Genomic DNA, 19906 nt, shown 5'->3' with positions numbered 1-19906 from the left:
TGGCATGCTTCTGGCATTAAGTCCCTACAACATCGCAATCGGGCTGCAGGGCGGCCAGGGATTGTCAGAGAGGACGGGTGGGCTATGACGACGAGCAAGGGCAGGGTAATTCATCTCTATCAGCGTGGCCCGCAGGAAGCGCTGGAGCGGCTGAATCGTATTACCGGGCTGTGTTTCGTGCGCTGGCCGGAGTCGTTGGCTCAGCCCGCGCCGAAAGATGCCTCGGCCGAACCGCAGCAGCCGGCCGAGCCCCTCATCGGGCGTGGTTTGGAGTCCGCTTAGCCCTGGCTGCTCGCCAGCACCTGATCGTTGTCCTTGCGTGCGGGCTCGACGGCCTGAACGAACAGCTCTTCGACCACCAGGCTTTGCGTCGGCACCGCCGAGCGCAGGCGCACCTGCATGTCCTCTATCTTCTGCTTGACCGGCAATCGGGCAATGCCGGAGAGCAGGATCTTGCTGTGAGCATTGACCTTGCCATGATCCACCGCGACTTCGCGCCGTTTACCGCCATCGCGGTAATTGATCAGCAGGGAAACGGGTAGGTTGGCTAGCCCTGGTAATTGCAGCCAGGTGGCGACGTTGTATTCGGCGACACGCCCTTCGTAGGGCGTGACTTGCAGGCGGGCAACTTCGACGATGCGCTCCGGTACCTGTCCGATCAACTTGTCGTGGGCTTGGGTCATGGTCGCTGTCTTCCAGGCTGATGGCGGATCGATTCAAGCATTAGGCCTGGAAATTATAAGCGGGGCGCGCGGGGGGAATCTGTGCGCTTGGCCGTCGTGGGGCGTGATCGCTCTCGCAGTTTCTACAGTGTCAGGGCATCTGCAGCGGGTGGCGTGCGACTGCCTGGGTGCTGAGGTTGGCGGCCGGCAGCGGTAGGGTCGTCTGATTGTTCACGCTGGGCAGCTGCAGCCAGAGGTTCTCTCCTTCGCCGAACTGACCGCTGGGCAACCACAGGCCATGGTGCCAGCCGTTGCCTGGCGCCGGCGTGCTTTGCAGTACGCCCGGATGGGTTTGTGCGTTGGGTGCGCGGCGCAGCCAGACCGGGCGCGGCAGACCCTTCAGGTACCGCAGGCCCAGGTGCAGGCCTTCCTCATTGATGTGGCGCCAGCGTACCAGTCCCAAGGTCGTCGTGTTGCTGCTGGCGAGCAGCAGCACGAGCTGGCCGACAGCCAGTTGTGCGGCCAGGTCTGGATGGCACAGCAGGCGCGCCCCCCCGGGGCTGGCATCGAGCATCTGTGCCGGGGCGCACGGGGGCAGGTGTTTCAGCAGGTGTGCGTGGATGGCCGGCAGGCCGACGACCAGGTCACATTGGACAACGTGCTCGGCCCGCGGATGGCGACGTTGCTGGCGTCCCAGCCAATGGTGCTGGACCTGGTCTAGCAACCGTCTTTCTTCGGCGCTTTGCAGGGGGGCGGGCTCATGTAGGGCGATCAGCAGCGCACCGAGCTCGAAGCGGCGAAGATAGGCGATGTCGCCATCGGGGCTGTGGCTGTAGCCCAGGCAAGCCTGTGATTCGGAGAGGTCGACTGTCGGACCCTCGGTGTCATCTTCTTCGTCCCAGGGCAATAGGCGCGGCAATGCAGCCAGTTGGGCGAGGGCACCGAAGAGTTTGAGGCATTCGCCTTCGGCGAGATGAAAGGGGTTGCTCAATGCCACTAGCAGCATCTGTTGGTAGAGGCCGCGCAGGGTGTTGGCCGGTTGCGGAGTGAAGCTCGCCGCCACGGGTTCGTCCAGGCACTCCTGATGTTCGCCGATCCAATACAGCAGGTGGCTGTCGCGCCACAGGTGGGGGGGCGGCTCATGGTAGCGCTGGTAGTGGCGCAGCAGGCTTTGGGCGAGAAAGTGTTGGGCCATGTACAGGCACCAGGCCAGGTGCGGCCGGGAGGGATGCCGGCTTTGTACTATCTGCAGTAGCAGGCGCTTGAAACCGATCGCCAATTCGCCGCACAGGTGCACGAAGAGTGCAGGTGGTGGCGTGTCGGCGCTATAGCCGGCGGCATAGTGGTGGAACTGGTCGCTGAAGCTTTGCAGCGCGCGTTGCCTTTCGAGTAAGGTCATGGCACTGCGGTTGAGTCGAAACAACAGGCTGAGTATCAGCTGCAGCGCAGTCTCTTGCGGCTGCAGGCGGGCCTGGGCCAGTTGCTCGTTGAGATCGCTCAACGAGGCGGTGGCGTCTTCGAGGATGTCCGGCACCTCCAGACGCAAGGCATCAAGCGTCATACCAACCCTGGGCGGACGAGGATCGAATGCATGGGAATGCGACTCCAGACTGTCATGCGTGCTGTTGTGGGACTCTGCGCCTGCCTGGTCCTGGCAAGCTGCTCTGAAGACGTTGGCGTCGATCAGCATGGACGAAAGGTAGCGGCTGAGCAGCTGGAAGGCCAGTGGTTGGTGATTAATTACTGGGCCGAATGGTGTGCGCCGTGCCGCAGTGAGATTCCCGAGCTGAACGCCCTGGCCAGGCAGCTGAAAGATCAGCCGGTGAGGGTGGTGGGGGTGAACTTCGATGGCCTGCAGGGCGCGGAGTTGAACTCGGCCGCAGCGGCCCTGGGCATCGAGTTTACGGTGCTGGAGCAAGACCCCGCAGCGCGTTTCCAGTTGCCCCGCAGTGAGGCGCTGCCAGTCACCTATATCGTCGATGATAGTGGCCAGGTGCGTGAGCGCTTACTGGGTGAGCAGACGGCCGCAGGATTGACGGCGAGCCTGAACAGGCTGCGCGGAGGAGACTAGGGCATGTCGCAGATATGTTTGCACGGATACGTCCGCGGTCGGGTACAGGGCGTATATTTCCGCCAGAGCACGCTCGAGCAGGCCGAGCGCCTGGGCTTGGCTGGCTGGGTGCGCAATCTCGATGATGGTCGAGTCGAGGTGCTGGCCGAGGGTGACGAGGCTGCGGTGCGCACCTTGGCCGCCTGGTTGGAGCACGGTCCGAGCGCTGCCCAGGTGACTGCCGTAGAGCTGCAGGAGCAGCCGCTGCAAGGCATCGCCGGGTTCGTTCTGCGACGGTGAGGCGGTGGCGGGTCAGGGCTTGACGTACCAGAAGTCATGCCAGAAGCCTATCACCCTGGCCGGGTAGCGTTGCTGGCCGAGACTGCCGTTGTAGCGGGCCAGGGCGCGGTTGAGATCGCCGTTTTCCTTGCGCAGATAGAAGCCGAGAATGGTGCAGCCGTACCTCAGGTTGGTGGCGTTGTCGGTGAGGTTGTCCTGCGGCCTGCCGAGTTCGGCCTTCCAGAACGGCGTGACCTGCATCATGCCCTGGGCGCCGGCGGCGGAAATGGCGAGACGATCGAAGTGACTCTCCGCGTGGATCAGCGCCAGCACCAGGTCGGGGCGTAGGTCGGCCCTGCTGGCCTCGCGGTGGGCCAGGCGGAGCAGGGAAAGGCGCTCTTCCGCCTCGGGCACGTAGTGTTTCAGGCGGGTGGACATGTCCAGCAGCCAGACTTCGGCCTCGAAGCGATCCTGAAAGCTGTCGGCTTCGGCGACGGTGCGCTGCAGCAGGGCGCGCCGCTCGGGCTCCGGAGCCTGGCGCAGGCTGGCATGGCCGGGCGTGCACAGCCATGCCAGCAGCAGTGCCAGGCCTAGGCGCAAGGCCATGCCTGTCTCAGTCGGCGCCAGGGTCGGCGACCAGGCGACCGGCATCCCGTGTCAGGGCTTGCAGAAAGCTCTCCTGCAGTTCCGGGTCGTTGCGACTCAGTTCGATCAGGCTTTGCTCCAGCTCGCTGGCTTCCTCTTCCAGGCCCAGCTCGGACAGCCGCTTGACCCGGTGCACCCATTGCGACACGTCGTCGTCTTCCAGATCGTCGTAGATCAGGCCGTGGGCTTCCTGCAGTTTGCCGCGCAGGGTGTGGCTGACCAGCAGGGTTGCCTGTGCCTGGGCGGCGTCTTGTGGGTCTTCCACCTGCAGCAGCAAGGTGCCGATGCGGCTGGCATCCTGCTCGGCGAAGGGGCTGTCGAGCAGGTTGAGACGCAGGACGCCGTTGCGGTCGGTCAGCAGCTCTTGGCTGTGCTCGCCTGCCTTGACCGATACCGGGCGCTCGGCCCAGGGCAGGCTGGTGTACTCCATGCGTGCGTCCTGGCGCTTTTCTTCGAGGCTGGCGAGATTCTGCTGCGAGCGCCCATTGGATTCGGCGTTCATCAGCGGATTGAGGCCGGCGAAGCCATAGCTGATCCAGTCCTTGGTGGCGCTGTCCGGCAGGCTGCCGAGCAGGGGCACATTGAGCACGTTGGCGCCGATGCCGGCGACTACCGCCAGTGCACCCAGGGGCACTTCGTACAGCTCGCGCCAGGGCTGGTAGGGGGTATAACGGTCGTAGCGGCGGGTGACTTCGACAGTGGTGACCTCGAAGGTCTTCTGCTCGTTGATTCGCACGCGTCGCTGCGGCAGCTCCAGCGTGCGCGGTTCGCCGACGTCTATTTGCAGGCTGTGCGCCAGGAGTTTGCGCTCGACGCGCTCTTCATGCTCGCTGCGCTGTGGCAGCTGGTTGGCGCAGCCGCTGATAAAGACGGCGCCGCAGACTGCGGCGCCGACGAGGCGAGAGGTGCTTCGCTTGAACATGATGGCTCTTGATAAGGGCAGAAAGTCAGCGGCGGACGCGTGCCTGGATAAACGACAGGATATCAGCGGCGGGAACCACTTGCGCCTCGCTTTCCTGGCGGCTCTTGTACTCCAGATTGCCATCGGCCAAGCCGCGATCGCTGACCACGATGCGGTGTGGGATGCCGATCAGCTCCATATCGGCGAACTTGATGCCCGGGCTGGTCTTCTTGTCGCGATCGTCGAGCAACACCTCGTAGCCGGCCGCGCTAAGTTCGGCATACAGCTTGTCGGTGGCCTCGCGCACCGCCTCGGTCTCGTAGCGCAGTGGCACCAGGGCGATATGGAAGGGCGCCAGGGCGTCGTTCCAGAGAATGCCGCGCTCATCAAAGTTCTGCTCGATGGCCGCGGCGACCACGCGCGATACGCCGATGCCGTAGCAGCCCATGGTCAGGGTTACCGGCTTGCCGCTCTCGCCGAGCACCTGGCAGTTCAAGGCTTCGCTGTACTTGGTGCCGAGCTGGAAAATGTGTCCGACTTCGATACCGCGCTTGATCACCAGGCTGCCCTGGCCGTCGGGGCTGGGGTCGCCGGCCACTACATTGCGCAGGTCGGCGACCGCCGGCAGAGGCAGGTCGCGCTCCCAGTTGACGCCGAAGTAGTGCTTGTCGTCTATGTTGGCGCCGATGACGAAGTCGTTCATCAGGGCCACCGAGCGATCGACTATGCAGGGCAACGGCAGGTTCAGCGGGCCCAGCGAGCCGGCGCCGGCGCCGATGGCGGCGCGCAGCTCGGCTTCGGTCGCCATGGTCAGCGGGCTGGCGACCTGCTCCAGGTTGGCGGCCTTGATCTCGTTCAGCTCGTGATCGCCGCGGATGATCAGCGCAACCAGGGTGCCGGCCTCGGCGCCATGCACCACCAGGGTCTTGATGGTTTTCTCGATGGGCGCGCCGAACTTTTCCACCAGATCGTTGATGGTCTTGGTGTTCGGCGTATCGACCAGACGCAGCTCTTCGGTCGCCGCGCCGCGCTCGGTTTCCCGCGGAATGGCTTCGGCTTTCTCGATGTTGGCGGCGTAGTCGGAGCTGTCGCTGAAGGCGATGTCGTCCTCGCCGGAGTCGGCCAGCACGTGGAACTCATGGGAACCGGTGCCGCCGATCGAGCCGGTGTCGGCCTGCACCGGGCGGAAGTTCAGGCCCAGGCGGCTGAAGACGTTGCAGTAGGCCTGGTGCATGCGGTCGTAGGTTTCCTGCAGCGAGGCCTGGTCCGCATGGAAGGAGTAGGCGTCCTTCATGATGAACTCGCGCCCGCGCATCAGGCCGAAGCGCGGACGGATCTCGTCGCGGAACTTGGTCTGGATCTGATACAGGTTGATCGGCAGCTGCTTGTAGCTGTTGAGCTCGTTGCGGGCCAGGTCGGTGATCACTTCTTCGTGGGTCGGGCCGACGCAGAAGTCGCGGCCGTGTCGATCCTGCAGGCGCAGCAGCTCGGGGCCGTACTGCTCCCAGCGCCCGGACTCCTGCCATAGCTCCGCCGGTTGGATGGCCGGCATCAGCACTTCGAGGGCGCCGGCGGCATTCATCTCTTCGCGCACCACCTTTTCCACTTTGCGCAGCACGCGCAGGCCCATCGGCAGCCAGGTGTAGAGGCCCGAGGCGAGCTTGCGGATCATCCCGGCGCGGAGCATCAGCTGATGGCTGATGACCACGGCATCGGAAGGGGTTTCTTTGAGGGTCGAGAGCAGGAACTGACTGGTACGCATGTTTGGCCGTTCTGTCGGTTGCAAGGGCGTTTAACTGGCCGGCATTGTACGGTGCCTGTCCAGTGGCGTACAGGACGGGCGCGGCGGTAGTGAGCGAGGAGGCAGGTATGGTGATGACGGCGCAAGAAGTCCAGATGTTGATTCGGGCGGGGTTGCCGATGGCCGAGGATATGGGGCTGTGTATCGATCGGCTGGACGAGCAGGGGGCGCTGGCGCGGGTGCCGTTTCACGGCAAGCTGGTGCGCCCGGGTGGCACTATTTCCGGTCCGACCATCATGGCCTTGGGCGATGCGGCCATGTACGCGGTGGTGCTGGGGCGTTTGGGGCGGGTTGAGATGGCGGTTACGTCGAACCTGAACATCAACTTCCTGGTCAAGCCCAGGCCGGTGGACCTGCTGGCGGAAGCGCGCATCCTGCGCCTGAGCCGGCGCCAGGCGGTGTGTGAGGTGTCGCTCTACTCGGCGGGTAGCGAGGACGAACTGGTGGCTCATGTCACCGGGACCTATGCCTTGCCGCTTGCCTAGATGCCGGTGCCCGGATTCGCGTTGTCTATGGAGCAAGCACAAAAAAGCCCGGCAGAAGCCGGGCTTTTTCTAGTTGCTATCGAACTAGCGCAGGATTACAGCACTTCCAGCGGGTATTCGACGATCAGACGGAAGTCGTTCACGTCGGAACTGTAGTGTGCATTCTGGGCACCGTTGGCGCGCCAGATGGCGTTACGTACGCGGAAGGACAGGTCCTTGGCGGCGCCTTCCTGGATCACGTACTTGGCTTCGATATCCCACTCGTGCTCTTTGCCTTCACCGGCACCGGCTACGCCGGTTTCGATGTTGTCACCGGTGATGTAGCGGGTCATGAAGCTCAGGCCCGGTACGCCGTAGGAGGCCATGTTCAGGTCGTAGCGAGCCTGCCAGGAGCGTTCGTCTTCGCGGTCGAAGTCGGAGAACTGAACCGAGTTGGCCAGCCAGATGGTGCCGTTACCGTCGATGCCATAGGCATAGGCGCTATCACCGGAAGAACGCTGGTGGGCCAGGGTGAACTTGTGCGCACCCATGGAGTAGGCGGCGGCCAAACTCCAGATCTTGTTGTCGATGTCGCCGGACAACTTGCGACCTTGGTCGTCGGTCTTGTAGGCGTTGAAGTCGAAGTTCAGAGCCTGCTCAGCTGCCAGGGGCAGGTTGTAGTTCAGGTTGATGTACTTCTTCTTGAAGTGGTCTTCCACGTCGGATGCGTGGATGGCGCCACTGAAGTTGTCGGTGAAGCTGTAGCTGGCGCCGATGATGTTGGCTTCATTGAGGCCGAAGGTGTCACGGTCGGTGCTGGTCTGGCTGCTCAGGGCGGTGAAGCGACCGGCGGTCAGCTCCAGGCCTTCGATCTCGTTGCTGGTCAGCAGAGTGCCGGTGGCAACTTCAGGCAGGATGCGGCTGTCGTCGGTGGAGAATACCGGGCTGCCAACGAACTGGTTGCCGTGCTTCAGAACGGTGTCGGAGATGCGGAACTTGATGGCGCCGCCTACTTCGCTCTGGGTGTCGTCGGCGCTATGGTCATCGGTCTTGTCGAACTGACCGGTGCCAACGCGGCCCTTGCCGCTGTCCAGCTTGATGCTGCTCAGGCTGTGGGCATCGAAACCAACACCTACGGTGCCCTGGGTGAAGCCGGATTCGAACAGCAGGCGGATGCCTAGGCCGGTCTCTTCACGGTAGCCGTTACGTTGGCCGGCCGGTTTGGCAGTGTGCTGGCTATTTTCGCCACCGTTACGGAAGTCGCGGTTCTGGTACAGAATGCGGTTGAAGATGTTGAAGCTGCTGTCTTCAACAATGCCGTTGGACTCGGACTGGCTCGAGGCGAAAGCCATTTGGGTGGTGCCCGCGGCGACTGCCAGGGCGATTACGCTCCACTTCATCACTTGCATCGTGACTGCTCCTTTGGTTTAGAAGAGTTGCGCTGCCCATGTAAGTTGTTGTATGGGCGGCTCTTTCTTTTTGTGTCGGCGCTAACTTATAGCACGCGGTTAAAGTTGGCGATAGTTGCAATCTATTCGTTGCGCTTTCATCACGGGCGTGTCGCAAATGCCTATGATGCATGTCGCAATTCTGTAGATTTTCGCTTGCGGCCCTTAGCGTCGACGGATTCTGGTGTATTCGGTTGCGAAAACCGGATCTTGCTGGCCTGCCTGCGGGCATTCCGAGCAATGGCGTAGCGTATAGCAAAAGTCATGCTCAAAGTGTGTGTTGCGGTCCTGTGTGTTGCGTTTCTGCCCTGGGGTGTCTGTCGCCGTGTCGGGCGATGAGGCCTTTATCGTGTTTGACTGGGCCGATCTGGGCGGTTTGACGAGGTTTTTCTATATACCGGGCAGGGGTGCAGAAGGGCGAGGTTGTGGTGCTGGGTCTGGCGGTTGCTGGCGTTAGGCGGTAACGCAGGTGGTGCATCCATTACGGGAAGAAACAGAAAGTGTGCCCGCCATGCGCGGCGAGGTGACGTCCATGGCGTGACTGATTGGGTGAAGTTGGCTTGTTTCCGTCGTATCCTGCGCGGCGCTCGCTGGTTGCATCCGGTGGTCGGCAGTGGCGCTAAGCTGTTGTTATTGAATGGTCGAGCGGGAGGGGCGGTATGTTTGTCTTGGATCCACGTCTGCAGCAAGATGCGTTGCCACTGGGGGACTTCCCCCTGTGCCGCCTGTTGCTGATGAACGATGCGCATTACCCCTGGTTTATCTTGGTGCCGCGTCGGGAGGAGGTCAGTGAGTTGTTTCAGCTGGATGTCGAGGATCAGCGGATGCTCTGGCATGAAACCACGCTGTTGGCCGAGACGCTCAAGGACACCTTCGCCGCCGACAAGATGAATGTTGCGACCCTGGGGAATTTGGTCAGCCAGCTGCATATGCACGTTATCGTGCGCCGCCGTAGTGATGCGGCCTGGCCGGCCCCGGTATGGGGCCGGCATCCGGCGTTGCCGTATGGCGGGGATCAGGTGGCGCTGATAAAGGCTAAGTTACGCTTGGTATTGACCGATAACTTCCACTTCGAGGAGTGAGCGATGAGCCTAGAGGAGCGTATTACGGAACTGGAAAGTCGGTTGGCGTTTCAGGATGATACTATTCAGGCGCTCAATGACGAGATCGTGACGCAGCAACGCTTGCTCGAGCGTGTGCAGTTGCAGTTGGAGGCCCTGGCCAAGCGTCAGGAGGAGCTCAGCGGACAGCTCGATGTTGCGGAGGACGAAGCGCCGCCACCCCACTATTAATCCTCATGTAACCCAACGAAAAAGCCCGCTAACTGCGGGCTTTTTCGTTGGGGCGTGTTAGCGGCGGTGTGACGGCGCCGCTATCACATCTTCTGCCTGCAGGCCTTTGTCGCGCTGCATGACGGAGAACTCGACACGCTGGCCTTCGACCAGCACGCGGTGGCCTTCGCCGCGGATGGCGCGAAAGTGCACGAAGATATCGTCCCCCGAATCGCGGGAAATGAAGCCGAAGCCCTTGGAGGTATTGAACCACTTGACCGTGCCGGTTTCTCGGTCCGCGTTGTTCGGTGCCGGGGCGCTATCGTCGCGGCTCTGTAGGCGCAGATTGGTGCCCAGATGCAGGAGCACGGCGGCGGCTGCGCCGAGTAGGCTGAAGAGGGTGGCCGGTTGATTGACGATCATCGGTAGAGGGGCAAGCAGTATCAGGGCTTGTAGCAAGGTTGCCAGGATCAGCAAGGCGGAAACCAGATTCTGCAGGTGGTGGCGCAGGCCGGCGTGCCAGATGGGCAGTTGTGGTGCCAAGAGTAGGTTCAGCAGGCCAAACAGGGCGAGGCAGAGGGCGTCGGGGTGTTGCAGAAATGGCAGCGCGGCGCTGCTCAGGCTGGCAGTCAAGGACAGCAGCATTGCGGCTGCGCCTGTCAGAAGGTGGACGATTTTCAACATGCTCGATGAACTCACTATAGAAGATGCGCGAGGAAGAGCTGGCTTTGCATGCTTGGCCATGGAAGGAAGGGCGTTGAAGAAGCGTGCGGGGCCAGCCTATGCGCCGAACCGAGGCTTCGGCTCGGCGCACGCGGGGTATTTAACCGCAAAGGACTGGGGTACTCAAATCAGGCGCTGAGCTCGGCCTGCGTAGGGCAGGGGCGGGCCTGGTTGCGGCCGTTGCGTTTGGCTTGGTAGAGCGCGTCATCGGCGCGGGTAAGCAGGTTCTCTACGTTGTCTCCGGCTTCGGCGAGGGCGAAGCCGAAGGAGGCGGTGATGCTGTCGAGTACCTGGTCGGTGCGTCTGACCTTGATGCGCAGTGACTGGATCTTCATGCGCAGTTGTTCGGCGAAGGCGTGGACGCTGGCGAGGTCATGGCATTCACGCAGGATGACGCAGAATTCTTCGCCGCCATAACGTGCGGCCATGGCCCGCGGTGGCAGCAGGTCGCGCAGAAGCTGGCCGACGTGCTGCAGCACCCGGTCGCCCAGCGGGTGGCCATATTGGTCGTTGAATTGCTTGAAGTGATCGATGTCGAGCATGACCAGGGCTACGCCTTCGTGGCCTTTGCTCAGGGCCTGTTCCAGCAGGCGGGTAAAGGCATGGCGGTTGAATACGTGGGTCAGGCTGTCCAGGGTTGCGGCCAGGTGGGCGCGCTCGAGCTGGCTGCGCAGGTGTTGGATCTCGCTCTGCGCGGCGCGCAGGCGGTAGAGGAACTTCTCCTGCTGGTCCTGCATCTGCTGGGTGCTGTGCTGCAGGTCGTTCAGAACGCTGGGCAAGTCGTCGATGAGGGGCTCCTGGAGGGCTGCCAGGCCTTGCTCCAGGCTGTTCTGGTAGTTGCGGCTGCCCTGCACGCTGAGCGAAACATCACCTTCGATATCGTCGACCAACTCGATGACCTGCTGCTGCCCAGCACGGGCCTCCTCGAGTTCGCCGCGGATGATGTAGTCGCGAAAGAGCTTGGCGGCAGTTTCCGCCGGGAAGCTGTCGAAGTCCTGGGTGATTTTCTCCAGGCGGCGATTGAGCTCGGGCTCCTGGCCCTTGCTGTAGGTGTACCAGAGCGCGTAATGCATGGGGTTGGGGGGGATGGCGTGACGCATCATCAGCGGCACGGCCTGTTTCAGAAGGGCGGCGGACTCGCGCGTGTCTTCCGGAAACATCTCGATAATGCTGGGAACTTTGCTTGGCTGGTTCATGCACGTCACTGTGGCCAAATGCGAATCGCCCAAGCATAGAACAAGCACCTGTCCTGCGCCTAGCAAAAGGGCCCGTGCGAGACGGGCCGCTGTTGCGGAGGGGTTAGGCGTCGAGCAGGCTGCGCAGCATCCAGGCGGTTTTCTCATGCACCTGCATGCGTTGCGTCAGCAGGTCGGCGGTGGGCTCGTCGCTGACTTTGTCGAGTAGCGGGAAGATGCCGCGGGCGGTGCGCACGACGGCTTCCTGGCCTTGCACCAGCTGCTTGATCATGTCCGGCGCGCTCGGCACGCCTTCTTCTTCCTTGATCGAAGACAGGCGGGCATAGGCGGCGTAGGTGCCGGGGGCGGGGAAGCCGAGGGCGCGGATGCGCTCGGCGATCTGGTCGACAGCCAGTGCCAGTTCGGTGTACTGACCCTCGAACATGAGGTGCAGGGTGTTGAACATCGGGCCGGTGACATTCCAGTGAAAGTTGTGGGTCTTCAGATACAGGGTGTAGGTGTCGGCAAGCAGGCGGGACAGGCCTTCGGCAATGGCGGCGCGATCCTGCTCGGCGATTCCGATATTGATTTCCATGTCTTTTCTCCTCTGGCGGTACGCGGGGCCTCATGTGATTGACGAAGCCTAGCATGGGGGGCTGGACCGGTCGGAGACGGTTCTATCAATGGCGGCGATGGTTGGAGGCTATTGGGAGGGGCGCCTGTGTTTGTGGTTGGGCGAGCGGGATGTTCAGCGCTGGGTCAGCTGGGGGTGTTGGCGCAGGCTGCGATTGAACACCTCGACCCAGTGTGCGCTGAACTGGCTGCCGGCCAGGCCATTGATTTCCAGGATGGCACGCAGTAATGGGCGCTTGCTCAGGGTTTGATGGGCGCGTTCATGGGTGCGTGCATCGAAGGTATCGACGATATTGAGAATGAGCGCGCCGGGGCGGGTGTCGCTTTCCTTCAGTCCTTTGGGGTAACCACTGCCGTCGGCGTGTTCCTGGTGCTGCAGGACGATCTCTGCGGCGTCGCTCCAGCAGGGCATATGCCCGAGCAGGTTGCTCGCCACGCCGGGGTGCGCCTGCATCTGCTCGAGTTCTTCGGGGTTCAGCTGGGATTGCTTGTGCAGCATGGTCAGCGGCAGGAAGGCCATGCCCAGGTCGTGCAGGCACACGGCGGCCGCCAGTTGCCGAGGGTCTTCGGGGCTGTTGCCGAGACTGTTGATAGTCAGTGCCAGGTCCAGCTGGCGCAGGCCGCGGCCTTGCCAATAATGCGAGCGACGTTCGCTGGCCTGCATCAGTTCCAGGAAAAACAGCAGGTCGGCATCGGGCTCGAGGCCGTGGCGCTCGATCAGTTCGCGGGCCGGCGAGTCGTCTGTCGGCGTTGGGGCGATCAGGCGAGTGTCGGGCGCGAGTTGTTCCAGCAGGGTGCGGCGCATGGTCGCCTGGCGCTCGGCGGGGGCGCTGGATAGGGCGCTCAGCGCCTGGCTGAGGGTGTCGATCTGAGTGTCGTCGAGGCGGGCGGGGGCGCCGCTGAAGGCGTGTTCGAGCAATTCCTTCAGATGGTCCAGGCTGAGCAGTAGGATGTCGCCGAGCAGGCTGTCGAAGTCCAGCTGCATCTGGCGCAGGCGGTCGAGCACATCTTCCAGCGCCTGGGGCAGGGGGATCAATGCTCCCAGGCCGACAATGCCGAGGTTGCCCTTGAGGGTGTGCACCTGGCGGAACAGATCACGCAGGCGTTCGCCGTCGTCCGGTGCGTGTTCCAGTTCGATCAGCAGCTGTTCGCAGCGTTGGAACTGCTCGGCGGCTTCCTGGCGAAAGTCCGCCAGTTGGTCGGTGCTCAGCTCGGCGATACGGGGGATGGCCATGTTCGATCTCCTGCGGGCAGGCACTGAGTATAAGAGAGGCATGGCGCGGCTGCGCGGGGAGGCGGCTGCACGTGGCGGCCTAACCATATATAATCCCGCGCTTTGCCGCGGCATTCCGGTTGATGGCTGCCTGCACAAGGGCGCCGGCGGTCCTGTCATGCCGCGTGGTTCTGCCGGTTCGGCCTGCCGCGAAGCCGGTTAAGCATGCCGCAAGCGTTGCGGTCCAACGAATTCAAGACTCAAGAGAAGCGACTACCACCATGATGCGCAGCCACTATTGCGGCCAACTGAACGAGAGCCTGGACGGCCAGGAAGTCACCCTTTGCGGTTGGGTGCACCGCCGTCGCGACCATGGCGGGGTGATTTTCCTCGATATTCGTGACCGCGAGGGCCTGGCCCAGGTGGTGTTCGACCCGGATCGTGCCGAGACCTTCGCCACGGCCGACAAGGTGCGCAGCGAGTACGTGGTCAAGCTGACCGGCAAGGTACGTCTGCGCCCGGCCGGCGCGGTCAACCCGAACATGGCCTCCGGTGCCATCGAGGTGCTGGGTTACCAGCTGGAAGTGTTGAACGAGGCGGAGACCCCGCCCTTCCCGCTCAACGAATACACCGATGTCGGCGAGGAGACCCGCCTGCGCTACCGCTTCATCGACCTGCGTCGCCCGGAGATGGCCGAGAAGCTCAAGCTGCGCTCGCGCATCACCACCAGCATCCGTCGCTACCTGGACGACAACGGCTTCCTCGACGTCGAGACGCCGATTCTGACTCGTGCGACCCCGGAGGGTGCGCGTGACTACCTGGTGCCGAGCCGCACCCACGCCGGTAGCTTCTTCGCCCTGCCGCAGTCGCCGCAGCTGTTCAAGCAGTTGCTGATGGTGGCCGGCTTCGATCGCTACTACCAGATCGCCAAGTGCTTCCGCGACGAAGACCTGCGCGCCGACCGGCAGCCGGAGTTCACCCAGATCGACATCGAGACCAGCTTCCTCGATGAACGCGACATCATGGGCATCACCGAGAAGATGGTGCGCCAGCTGTTCAAGGAAGTGCTGGATGTGGAGTTCGGCGACTTCCCCCACATGAGCTTCGCCGAGGCCATGCGCCGCTACGGTTCGGACAAGCCGGACCTGCGTATCCCGCTGGAGTTGGTGGACGTGGCCGACCAGCTCAAGGACGTCGAGTTCAAGGTGTTCAGCGGTCCGGCCAACGATCCGGCCTGCCGCGTCGCCGCGCTGCGCGTGCCGGGCGGGGCGAGCATGCCGCGCAAGCAGATCGACGACTACACCAAGTTCGTCGGCATCTACGGCGCCAAGGGCCTAGCCTATATCAAGGTCAACGAGCGCGCCAAGGGCGTCGAGGGCCTGCAGTCGCCGATCGTCAAGAACATCCCGGCGGAGAATCTCGAGGTCATCCTCGATCGCGTCGGCGCGGTCGATGGCGATATCGTGTTCTTCGGCGCCGACAAGGCCAAGATCGTCAGCGAGGCCCTGGGCGCGCTGCGCATCAAGCTGGGTCATGACCTGAACCTGCTGACCTGCGCGTGGGCGCCGCTGTGGGTGGTGGACTTCCCCATGTTCGAGGAAAACGACGACGGCAGCCTGACCTCGTTGCACCATCCCTTCACCTCGCCGAGCTGCAGTGCGGCCGAGCTGGAGGCGAGCCCGTCGACCGCGCTGTCGCGGGCTTACGACATGGTCCTGAACGGCACCGAGCTGGGGGGCGGTTCCATCCGTATCCATGACAAGGGCATGCAGCAGGCGGTGTTCCGCGTGCTGGGCATCGACGAGGCCGAGCAGCAGGAGAAATTCGGCTTCCTCCTCGATGCCCTGAAGTTCGGCGCGCCGCCCCATGGTGGCCTGGCCTTCGGCCTGGACCGTCTGGTGATGCTGATGACCGGCGCCCAGTCGATCCGCGAAGTGATCGCCTTCCCGAAGACCCAGAGCGCCGCCTGCGTCATGACCCAGGCCCCGGGCGAGGTGGACAACAAGGCCCTGCGCGAGCTGCATATCCGCCTGCGCGAGCAGCCCAAGGCCGAGTAAGCCCTGCCGACAGGAGCCTGGTGATGCCAGGCTCCTTGGTTTTGGGCGTTACAATTCTGATTCGAAGCAAAGATGGAGTGAGTTATGGCTGGTCATTCCAAATGGGCCAACATCAAGCACCGCAAGGGGCGTCAGGACGCCAAGCGCGGCAAGATCTTCACCAAGATCATTCGTGAGCTGACCGTGGCGGCCAAGAGCGGCGGGGTGCCTGCGGACAACCCGCGCCTGCGCCTGGCCGTGGACAAGGCGCTGACCGCCAACATGACGCGCGATGTGATCGACCGCGCCATCGCCCGCGGGGCCGGCACCAACGAAGCCGACAACATGATCGAGCTGAGCTACGAGGGCTATGCGCCGAGCGGCGTGGCCATCATCGTCGAGGCCATGACCGACAATCGCAACCGCACCGCCGCCGAAGTGCGCCACGCCTTCAGCAAGTGCGGCGGCAACCTCGGTACCGACGGCTCGGTGGCTTACATGTTCGAGCGCAAGGGGCACATCAGCTACGCTCCGGGCGTGGACGAAGACGCCCTGATGGAGGCGGCGCTGGAGGCCGGCGCCGACGACGTGGTCGCTGGCGAGGACGGTTCGGTCGAGGTCTACACGCCCTTCAGCGATTTTCACGCGGTCAACGAGGCACTGGCCGAGGCCGGGTTCAAGGGCGACGACTCGGAGATCGCCATGATCCCCTCGATCGCCGCGCCCATCGAGGATCTGGAGACCGCGCAGAAGGTGATCAAGCTGATCGACATGCTCGAAGACCTCGACGACGTGCAGAACGTCTACCACAACGCCGAGATCTCCGACGAGATCATGGAGCAGATCGGCTGAGCGGCCCCGGATCGGGCGGCCGGAAGTTGTCGGGTGAGGGCTGCCCAGGCGCTTCCGGCTTTTTTATGGGCGCCCGTCGGATGACTGAGTGTGACGTTGCCTCTATACTCGCAAGCTGGATAAATAGACAGTATTGCGGCCGGCGATGCGTATGAGGGGCGGAGCATGACACTGATACTCGGAATAGACCCCGGCTCGCGCATCACCGGCTATGGAGTGGTGCGCGATACCGGGCGCCGCTGCGAGTACGTCGCCTCCGGCTGCATCCGCACCGGTGGCGGCGCCTTGCCCGAGCGCCTGCAGGCGGTGTTTCGCGGCGTGCGCGAGGTGATCGAGAGCTATGGGCCGGTGACCATGGGCATCGAACAGGTGTTCATGGCGCGCAACGCCGATTCCGCGCTGAAGCTCGGCCAGGCGCGGGGCGCGGCGATCCTCGCCGGCATCGAGGCGGGGCTGGAGGTGGCCGAGTACACCGCCACCCAGGTCAAGCAGGCGATCGCCGGAAGCGGCGGGGCGGACAAGGAGCAGGTGCAGATGATGGTCATGCACCTGCTCAAGTTGGTGCAGAAGCCGCAGATCGACGCCTCGGATGCCCTGGCCATCGCCCTCTGTCATGCCCACCACCGGCAGAGCCTGATCCCCCATGGCCTGTCCGGAGCCAAGCGGCGCAGCGGCCGCCTTCGTTTGTAACCTGACTCAAGGAAAAACTGCGGTGATCGGACGATTGCGCGGCACCCTGGCGGAGAAGCAGCCGCCCCATGTGATAGTGGATGTGAATGGCCTGGGCTACGAGCTGGAAGTGCCCATGACCACCCTGTACCGCTTGCCGTCGGTGGGCGAACCCTTGACCCTGCACACCCATCTGGTGGTGCGCGAGGATGCCCACCTGCTCTATGGCTTCTTCGAGAAGCGCGAGCGCGAGCTGTTTCGCGAACTGATTCGCCTCAGCGGCGTCGGGCCGAAACTGGCGTTGGCGCTGATGTCCGGCCTGGACGTCGACGAGCTGGTGCGCTGCGTGCAGGCCCAGGATACTTCGGCCCTGGTCAAGGTTCCGGGGGTCGGCAAGAAGACCGCCGAACGCCTGCTACTGGAGCTCAAGGGGCGCTTCAAGGCCTGGGAGGCCGTGCCGGGCATGACCGCCCTGGTGGTTGAACCTCGGGGCGCCGATGCAGTCTCAAGCGCGGAGAATGATGCGGTCAGCGCGCTGATCTCCCTGGGGTACAAGCCGCAGGAGGCCAGCCGCGCGGTTGCGGCCGTCAAGGTGGACGGCCTGAGTAGTGAGGATATGATCCGCCGTGCCCTCAAGGGCATGATTTGATGCGCAGCCACTCGCGTGCGACCGACAGTTGAAGTTCGTCGGCGGCCGAGTGCCGTGCCTTGCTTTGCCGCGCAATGGCGCCCAGTGTGGCCAGTTCCATGAGTTGGCGTGGCGGTCGCCGTCGCGCCCCAACCTAGCACCCGAGACAGTTTCCTAGATGATAGAAGCAGATCGCCTGATCACCGCCAGCCCCCGTGACCGCGAGGAACAGGTCGACCGCGCCATTCGTCCGCTGAGGCTGGCCGAGTACATCGGCCAGCCGGGCGTGCGCGAGCAGATGGAGCTGTTTATCCAGGCCGCCAAGGGCAGGGCGGAGGCGCTCGACCACACCCTGATCTTCGGCCCGCCGGGGCTGGGCAAGACCACTCTGGCCAATATCATCGCCCAGGAAATGGGCGTGTCGATCAAGAGCACCTCCGGCCCGGTGCTCGAGCGGCCGGGCGATCTGGCGGCGCTGCTGACCAATCTGGAGCCGGGCGATGTGCTGTTCGTCGACGAGATTCATCGTCTGTCGCCCATAGTCGAAGAGGTGTTGTACCCGGCGATGGAAGACTTCCAGCTCGACATCATGATCGGCGAGGGGCCGGCGGCCCGCTCGATCAAGCTGGACCTGCCGCCCTTCACCTTGGTCGGCGCCACCACCCGCGCCGGCATGCTGACCAACCCGCTGCGCGACCGCTTCGGCATCGTCCAGCGCCTGGAGTTCTACGGCGTCGACGACCTGGCCACCATAGTCAGCCGTTCGGCGGGCATTCTCGGCCTGCCGACCGAGGCCCAGGGCGCCTTCGAGATCGCCCGTCGCGCCCGTGGCACGCCGCGCATCGCCAACCGTCTGCTGCGCCGCGTGCGCGATTTCGCCGAGGTGCGGGGCAGGGGGGAGATCTCCCGGCAGATCGCCGACCAGGCGCTGAATCTGCTGGATGTCGATGAGCGTGGTTTCGATCACCAGGACCGGCGCCTGCTGTTGACCATGATCGAGAAGTTCGATGGCGGCCCGGTGGGCGTCGACAACCTCGCAGCGGCGATAGGGGAGGAGCGACATACCATCGAGGATGTACTGGAGCCCTACCTGATCCAGCAGGGCTATATCATGCGGACCCCGCGGGGGCGGGTGGTGACTCGCCATGCTTACCTGCACTTCGGCCTCAATGCGCCCAAGCGCATGGGGGAGGCGCCGGTAGCGGATTTATTCGAGGGTGACGGCCCATGAAAAAATACTTGCGGCACCCGATTGGCAAGAGCAGGAGCTAGCACTAGAGTATGCGCGCGCAAAACGGAGTTCAGCCGTTCGCCCATCGTTGTCGTGTTTACTACGAGGACACCGATGCCGGCGGCATCGTCTACTACGTCAATTACCTCAAGTTTATGGAACGGGCCCGCACCGAGCGGCTGCGCGACCTGGGCTTTGCCCAGTCGGCGCTGGCTGGTGAGGGCCTGTTGTTCGTCGTGCACTCGACCGAGGCGCGCTATCACGCGCCGGCGCGTCTGGATGACGAGCTGCTGGTGAGTGCCGACGTGATCGAGTTGAACCGTGCCAGCCTGCGTTTTCGTCAACGTGTCAGGCGGGCGGCGGACGATGTGCTGCTCTGCGAAGGGCAGTTTTTGGTGGCCTGTGTGCGTGCCGACAATTTGAAACCCCGGGCCATTCCCGAAAAGCTGCGAGCGGCCTTTGCCGAGTCGGGCGGCGCGGGTCCCTCTAGAGCAGGAGAGTAAGCGTGGAAGCCAATGCCGTTGACCACATGTCGATGTGGAGTCTGATCAGCAACGCCAGTCTGGTGGTGCAATTGGTGATGCTCACCCTGGTGGCCGCCTCGGTGACCTCATGGGTGATGATTTTCCAGCGCAGCACCCTGCTGCGTGCCGCCAAGGGCGCCCTGGACATGTTCGAGGAGCGCTTCTGGTCCGGCATCGACCTGTCCAAGCTGTATCGTCAGGCCGGCAGCAACCCGGACCCGGACTCGGGGCTGGAGCAGATCTTCCGTGCCGGCTTCAAGGAGTTCTCCCGTCTGCGCCAGCAGCAGGGCGTCGATCCGGACGCAGTGATGGACGGCGTGTCGCGAGCCATGCGTGTGGCCATCTCGCGCGAGGAGGAGAAGCTCGAGCAGAGCCTGCCGTTCCTCGCCACCGTCGGCTCGACCAGCCCCTACATCGGCCTGTTCGGTACCGTGTGGGGCATCATGAATTCCTTCCGCGGCCTGGCCCAGGTGCAGCAGGCCACCCTGGCCACCGTCGCCCCGGGCATCGCCGAGGCGTTGATCGCCACGGCCATCGGTCTGTTCGCCGCGATTCCGGCGGTGATCGCCTACAACCGCTTCTCCGCCCGTGGCGAGATGCTGATCGGCCGCTACTACACCTTCGCCGACGAATTCCAGGCGATCCTGCACCGCAAGGTCCATGTCAACGACGACTAAGCCTTTGGCATCTACCGGATAGGT

General features: G+C 63.5%; 22 protein-coding genes and 2 pseudogenes. 13 read left to right on the top strand and 11 right to left on the bottom strand.

Annotated features, from left to right (window positions below):
* The first annotated feature begins 84 nt into the window (after positions 1–84).
* Entirely contained in the window at positions 85–282 is a 198-nt protein-coding gene (locus SBP02_RS14225; RefSeq protein ID WP_318642682.1) for a hypothetical protein, read from the top strand.
* Here the strand turns inward: SBP02_RS14225 and SBP02_RS14220 are convergent.
* Positions 279–683 (bottom strand): hypothetical protein, encoded by a 405-nt coding sequence (locus SBP02_RS14220; RefSeq protein ID WP_318642680.1) that lies wholly within the window; start codon positions 681–683, stop codon positions 279–281. The two genes, SBP02_RS14225 and SBP02_RS14220, sit on opposite strands and share 4 nt — an antisense overlap.
* 130 nt (positions 684–813) lie before the next feature.
* On the bottom strand, positions 814–2223 hold the full coding sequence (locus SBP02_RS14215) for a PilZ domain-containing protein (RefSeq protein ID WP_318642678.1): 1410 nt from the start codon (positions 2221–2223) through the stop codon (positions 814–816).
* A gap of 30 nt (positions 2224–2253) precedes the next feature.
* Between SBP02_RS14215 and SBP02_RS14210 the strand changes: the two genes are divergently transcribed.
* Both SBP02_RS14210 and SBP02_RS14205 read left to right on the top strand, forming a co-directional pair.
* The gene (locus SBP02_RS14210) at positions 2254–2733 is read left to right on the top strand and encodes a TlpA disulfide reductase family protein (protein WP_369958973.1); all 480 of its coding nucleotides are present in this window, start codon (positions 2254–2256) and stop codon (positions 2731–2733) included.
* A gap of 3 nt (positions 2734–2736) precedes the next feature.
* The gene (locus SBP02_RS14205) at positions 2737–3012 is read left to right on the top strand and encodes an acylphosphatase (RefSeq protein ID WP_318642676.1); all 276 of its coding nucleotides are present in this window, start codon (positions 2737–2739) and stop codon (positions 3010–3012) included.
* A gap of 12 nt (positions 3013–3024) precedes the next feature.
* On the opposite strand, the gene SBP02_RS14200 is transcribed toward SBP02_RS14205, so the two are convergent.
* Genes SBP02_RS14200 through SBP02_RS14190 form a run of 3 tightly spaced genes read right to left on the bottom strand, consistent with a single transcriptional unit; the run spans position 3025 to position 6299 of the window.
* Positions 3025–3597, bottom strand: coding sequence for a lytic transglycosylase domain-containing protein (locus SBP02_RS14200; protein WP_318642674.1), 573 nt, complete (start codon positions 3595–3597; stop codon positions 3025–3027).
* Between the two features lie 7 nt (positions 3598–3604).
* The gene (locus SBP02_RS14195) at positions 3605–4558 is read right to left on the bottom strand and encodes a hypothetical protein (RefSeq protein WP_318642672.1); all 954 of its coding nucleotides are present in this window, start codon (positions 4556–4558) and stop codon (positions 3605–3607) included.
* A gap of 25 nt (positions 4559–4583) precedes the next feature.
* Entirely contained in the window at positions 4584–6299 is a 1716-nt protein-coding gene (locus tag SBP02_RS14190; protein ID WP_318642670.1) for a proline--tRNA ligase, read from the bottom strand.
* A gap of 113 nt (positions 6300–6412) precedes the next feature.
* On the opposite strand from SBP02_RS14190, the gene SBP02_RS14185 reads away from it, so the two are divergent.
* Complete coding sequence (locus SBP02_RS14185; RefSeq protein ID WP_318642668.1) at positions 6413–6823, top strand: PaaI family thioesterase; 411 nt, start codon at positions 6413–6415, stop codon at positions 6821–6823.
* A gap of 95 nt (positions 6824–6918) precedes the next feature.
* Here SBP02_RS14185 and SBP02_RS14180 read toward each other — a convergent pair whose 3' ends face one another.
* Positions 6919–8211, bottom strand: a complete 1293-nt coding sequence (locus SBP02_RS14180) for an OprD family porin (RefSeq protein ID WP_318642666.1) — start codon at positions 8209–8211, stop codon at positions 6919–6921.
* 698 nt (positions 8212–8909) lie between these two features.
* Here SBP02_RS14180 and SBP02_RS14175 point away from each other — a divergent pair.
* Both SBP02_RS14175 and SBP02_RS14170 read left to right on the top strand, forming a co-directional pair.
* A complete protein-coding gene (locus SBP02_RS14175; protein ID WP_318642664.1) occupies positions 8910–9332 on the top strand; it encodes an HIT domain-containing protein in 423 nt (140 codons plus the stop codon).
* 3 nt (positions 9333–9335) lie between these two features.
* Complete coding sequence (locus tag SBP02_RS14170) at positions 9336–9542, top strand: SlyX family protein (RefSeq protein WP_318642662.1); 207 nt, start codon at positions 9336–9338, stop codon at positions 9540–9542.
* 57 nt (positions 9543–9599) lie between these two features.
* Here the strand turns inward: SBP02_RS14170 and SBP02_RS14165 are convergent, their stop codons facing one another.
* From SBP02_RS14165 to SBP02_RS14145, 5 genes and pseudogenes are all read right to left on the bottom strand, one after another.
* Entirely contained in the window at positions 9600–9866 is a 267-nt protein-coding gene (locus SBP02_RS14165; RefSeq protein ID WP_318646342.1) for a cold-shock protein, read from the bottom strand.
* A gap of 18 nt (positions 9867–9884) precedes the next feature.
* A pseudogene (locus SBP02_RS14160) lies at positions 9885–10205 on the bottom strand (cold shock domain-containing protein membrane protein); the annotation flags it as partial.
* Between the two features lie 167 nt (positions 10206–10372).
* Complete coding sequence (locus SBP02_RS14155) at positions 10373–11440, bottom strand: diguanylate cyclase domain-containing protein (RefSeq protein WP_318642660.1); 1068 nt, start codon at positions 11438–11440, stop codon at positions 10373–10375.
* A 103-nt stretch (positions 11441–11543) separates the two neighbouring features.
* Positions 11544–12014 (bottom strand): Dps family protein, encoded by a 471-nt coding sequence (locus SBP02_RS14150; RefSeq protein ID WP_208708920.1) that lies wholly within the window; start codon positions 12012–12014, stop codon positions 11544–11546.
* Between the two features lie 153 nt (positions 12015–12167).
* Positions 12168–13286: an HD-GYP domain-containing protein gene (locus SBP02_RS14145; RefSeq protein WP_318642655.1), complete on the bottom strand. Its 1119-nt coding sequence runs from the start codon at positions 13284–13286 to the stop codon at positions 12168–12170.
* Between the two features lie 260 nt (positions 13287–13546).
* Here SBP02_RS14145 and aspS point away from each other — a divergent pair, with 260 nt between their 5' ends.
* The 7 genes and pseudogenes from aspS to tolQ all read left to right on the top strand — a co-directional run bounded on the left by aspS (position 13547) and on the right by tolQ (position 19882).
* Positions 13547–15322, top strand: coding sequence for an aspartate--tRNA ligase (gene aspS / locus SBP02_RS14140; protein ID WP_318642653.1), 1776 nt, complete (start codon positions 13547–13549; stop codon positions 15320–15322).
* Between the two features lie 84 nt (positions 15323–15406).
* Complete coding sequence (locus tag SBP02_RS14135) at positions 15407–16153, top strand: YebC/PmpR family DNA-binding transcriptional regulator (RefSeq protein ID WP_318642650.1); 747 nt, start codon at positions 15407–15409, stop codon at positions 16151–16153.
* A 165-nt stretch (positions 16154–16318) separates the two neighbouring features.
* Positions 16319–16843, top strand: a complete 525-nt coding sequence (gene ruvC / locus SBP02_RS14130; RefSeq protein WP_318642648.1) for a crossover junction endodeoxyribonuclease RuvC — start codon at positions 16319–16321, stop codon at positions 16841–16843.
* Positions 16844–16865: 22 nt separating this feature from the next.
* The gene (gene ruvA, locus SBP02_RS14125; RefSeq protein ID WP_318642646.1) at positions 16866–17471 is read left to right on the top strand and encodes a Holliday junction branch migration protein RuvA; all 606 of its coding nucleotides are present in this window, start codon (positions 16866–16868) and stop codon (positions 17469–17471) included.
* Positions 17472–17628: 157 nt separating this feature from the next.
* Positions 17629–18681 carry a Holliday junction branch migration DNA helicase RuvB gene (ruvB, locus tag SBP02_RS14120; RefSeq protein ID WP_318642644.1) on the top strand — a complete coding sequence of 351 codons (1053 nt, stop codon included), beginning with the start codon at positions 17629–17631 and terminating at the stop codon, positions 18679–18681.
* 50 nt (positions 18682–18731) lie between these two features.
* Positions 18732–19206: pseudogene (gene ybgC / locus SBP02_RS14115) on the top strand (tol-pal system-associated acyl-CoA thioesterase).
* Positions 19187–19882: a protein TolQ gene (gene tolQ, locus SBP02_RS14110; protein WP_318642642.1), complete on the top strand. Its 696-nt coding sequence runs from the start codon at positions 19187–19189 to the stop codon at positions 19880–19882. Before ybgC ends, tolQ begins: the two are co-directional and overlap by 20 nt.
* The last annotated feature ends 24 nt before the right edge of the window (positions 19883–19906 follow it).

It is taken from the genome of Pseudomonas benzenivorans (genome assembly GCF_033547155.1).
Taxonomy (GTDB): domain Bacteria; phylum Pseudomonadota; class Gammaproteobacteria; order Pseudomonadales; family Pseudomonadaceae; genus Aquipseudomonas; species Aquipseudomonas benzenivorans_B.
This window is presented reverse-complemented; position numbering and strand designations above follow the sequence as displayed.

Excerpts from the sequence above, each read along its gene's own strand:
- SBP02_RS14145 (WP_318642655.1), bottom strand. The coding sequence starts at position 13,286 with ATGGCCATCCCCCGTATCGCCGAGCTGAGCACCGACCAACTGGCGGAC.
- ruvC (WP_318642648.1), top strand. The coding sequence starts at position 16,319 with ATGACACTGATACTCGGAATAGACCCCGGCTCGCGCATCACCGGCTAT.
- ruvB (WP_318642644.1), top strand. The coding sequence starts at position 17,629 with ATGATAGAAGCAGATCGCCTGATCACCGCCAGCCCCCGTGACCGCGAG.
- SBP02_RS14200 (WP_318642674.1), bottom strand. The coding sequence starts at position 3,597 with ATGGCCTTGCGCCTAGGCCTGGCACTGCTGCTGGCATGGCTGTGCACG.
- SBP02_RS14220 (WP_318642680.1), bottom strand. The coding sequence starts at position 683 with ATGACCCAAGCCCACGACAAGTTGATCGGACAGGTACCGGAGCGCATC.
- SBP02_RS14170 (WP_318642662.1), top strand. The coding sequence starts at position 9,336 with ATGAGCCTAGAGGAGCGTATTACGGAACTGGAAAGTCGGTTGGCGTTT.
- SBP02_RS14205 (WP_318642676.1), top strand. The coding sequence starts at position 2,737 with ATGTCGCAGATATGTTTGCACGGATACGTCCGCGGTCGGGTACAGGGC.
- SBP02_RS14190 (WP_318642670.1), bottom strand. The coding sequence starts at position 6,299 with ATGCGTACCAGTCAGTTCCTGCTCTCGACCCTCAAAGAAACCCCTTCC.
- SBP02_RS14185 (WP_318642668.1), top strand. The coding sequence starts at position 6,413 with ATGACGGCGCAAGAAGTCCAGATGTTGATTCGGGCGGGGTTGCCGATG.
- aspS (WP_318642653.1), top strand. The coding sequence starts at position 13,547 with ATGATGCGCAGCCACTATTGCGGCCAACTGAACGAGAGCCTGGACGGC.
- SBP02_RS14225 (WP_318642682.1), top strand. The coding sequence starts at position 85 with ATGACGACGAGCAAGGGCAGGGTAATTCATCTCTATCAGCGTGGCCCG.
- SBP02_RS14155 (WP_318642660.1), bottom strand. The coding sequence starts at position 11,440 with ATGAACCAGCCAAGCAAAGTTCCCAGCATTATCGAGATGTTTCCGGAA.
- SBP02_RS14215 (WP_318642678.1), bottom strand. The coding sequence starts at position 2,223 with ATGACGCTTGATGCCTTGCGTCTGGAGGTGCCGGACATCCTCGAAGAC.
- SBP02_RS14175 (WP_318642664.1), top strand. The coding sequence starts at position 8,910 with ATGTTTGTCTTGGATCCACGTCTGCAGCAAGATGCGTTGCCACTGGGG.
- SBP02_RS14195 (WP_318642672.1), bottom strand. The coding sequence starts at position 4,558 with ATGTTCAAGCGAAGCACCTCTCGCCTCGTCGGCGCCGCAGTCTGCGGC.
- SBP02_RS14135 (WP_318642650.1), top strand. The coding sequence starts at position 15,407 with ATGGCTGGTCATTCCAAATGGGCCAACATCAAGCACCGCAAGGGGCGT.
- SBP02_RS14210 (WP_369958973.1), top strand. The coding sequence starts at position 2,254 with ATGGGAATGCGACTCCAGACTGTCATGCGTGCTGTTGTGGGACTCTGC.
- SBP02_RS14180 (WP_318642666.1), bottom strand. The coding sequence starts at position 8,211 with ATGCAAGTGATGAAGTGGAGCGTAATCGCCCTGGCAGTCGCCGCGGGC.
- SBP02_RS14150 (WP_208708920.1), bottom strand. The coding sequence starts at position 12,014 with ATGGAAATCAATATCGGAATCGCCGAGCAGGATCGCGCCGCCATTGCC.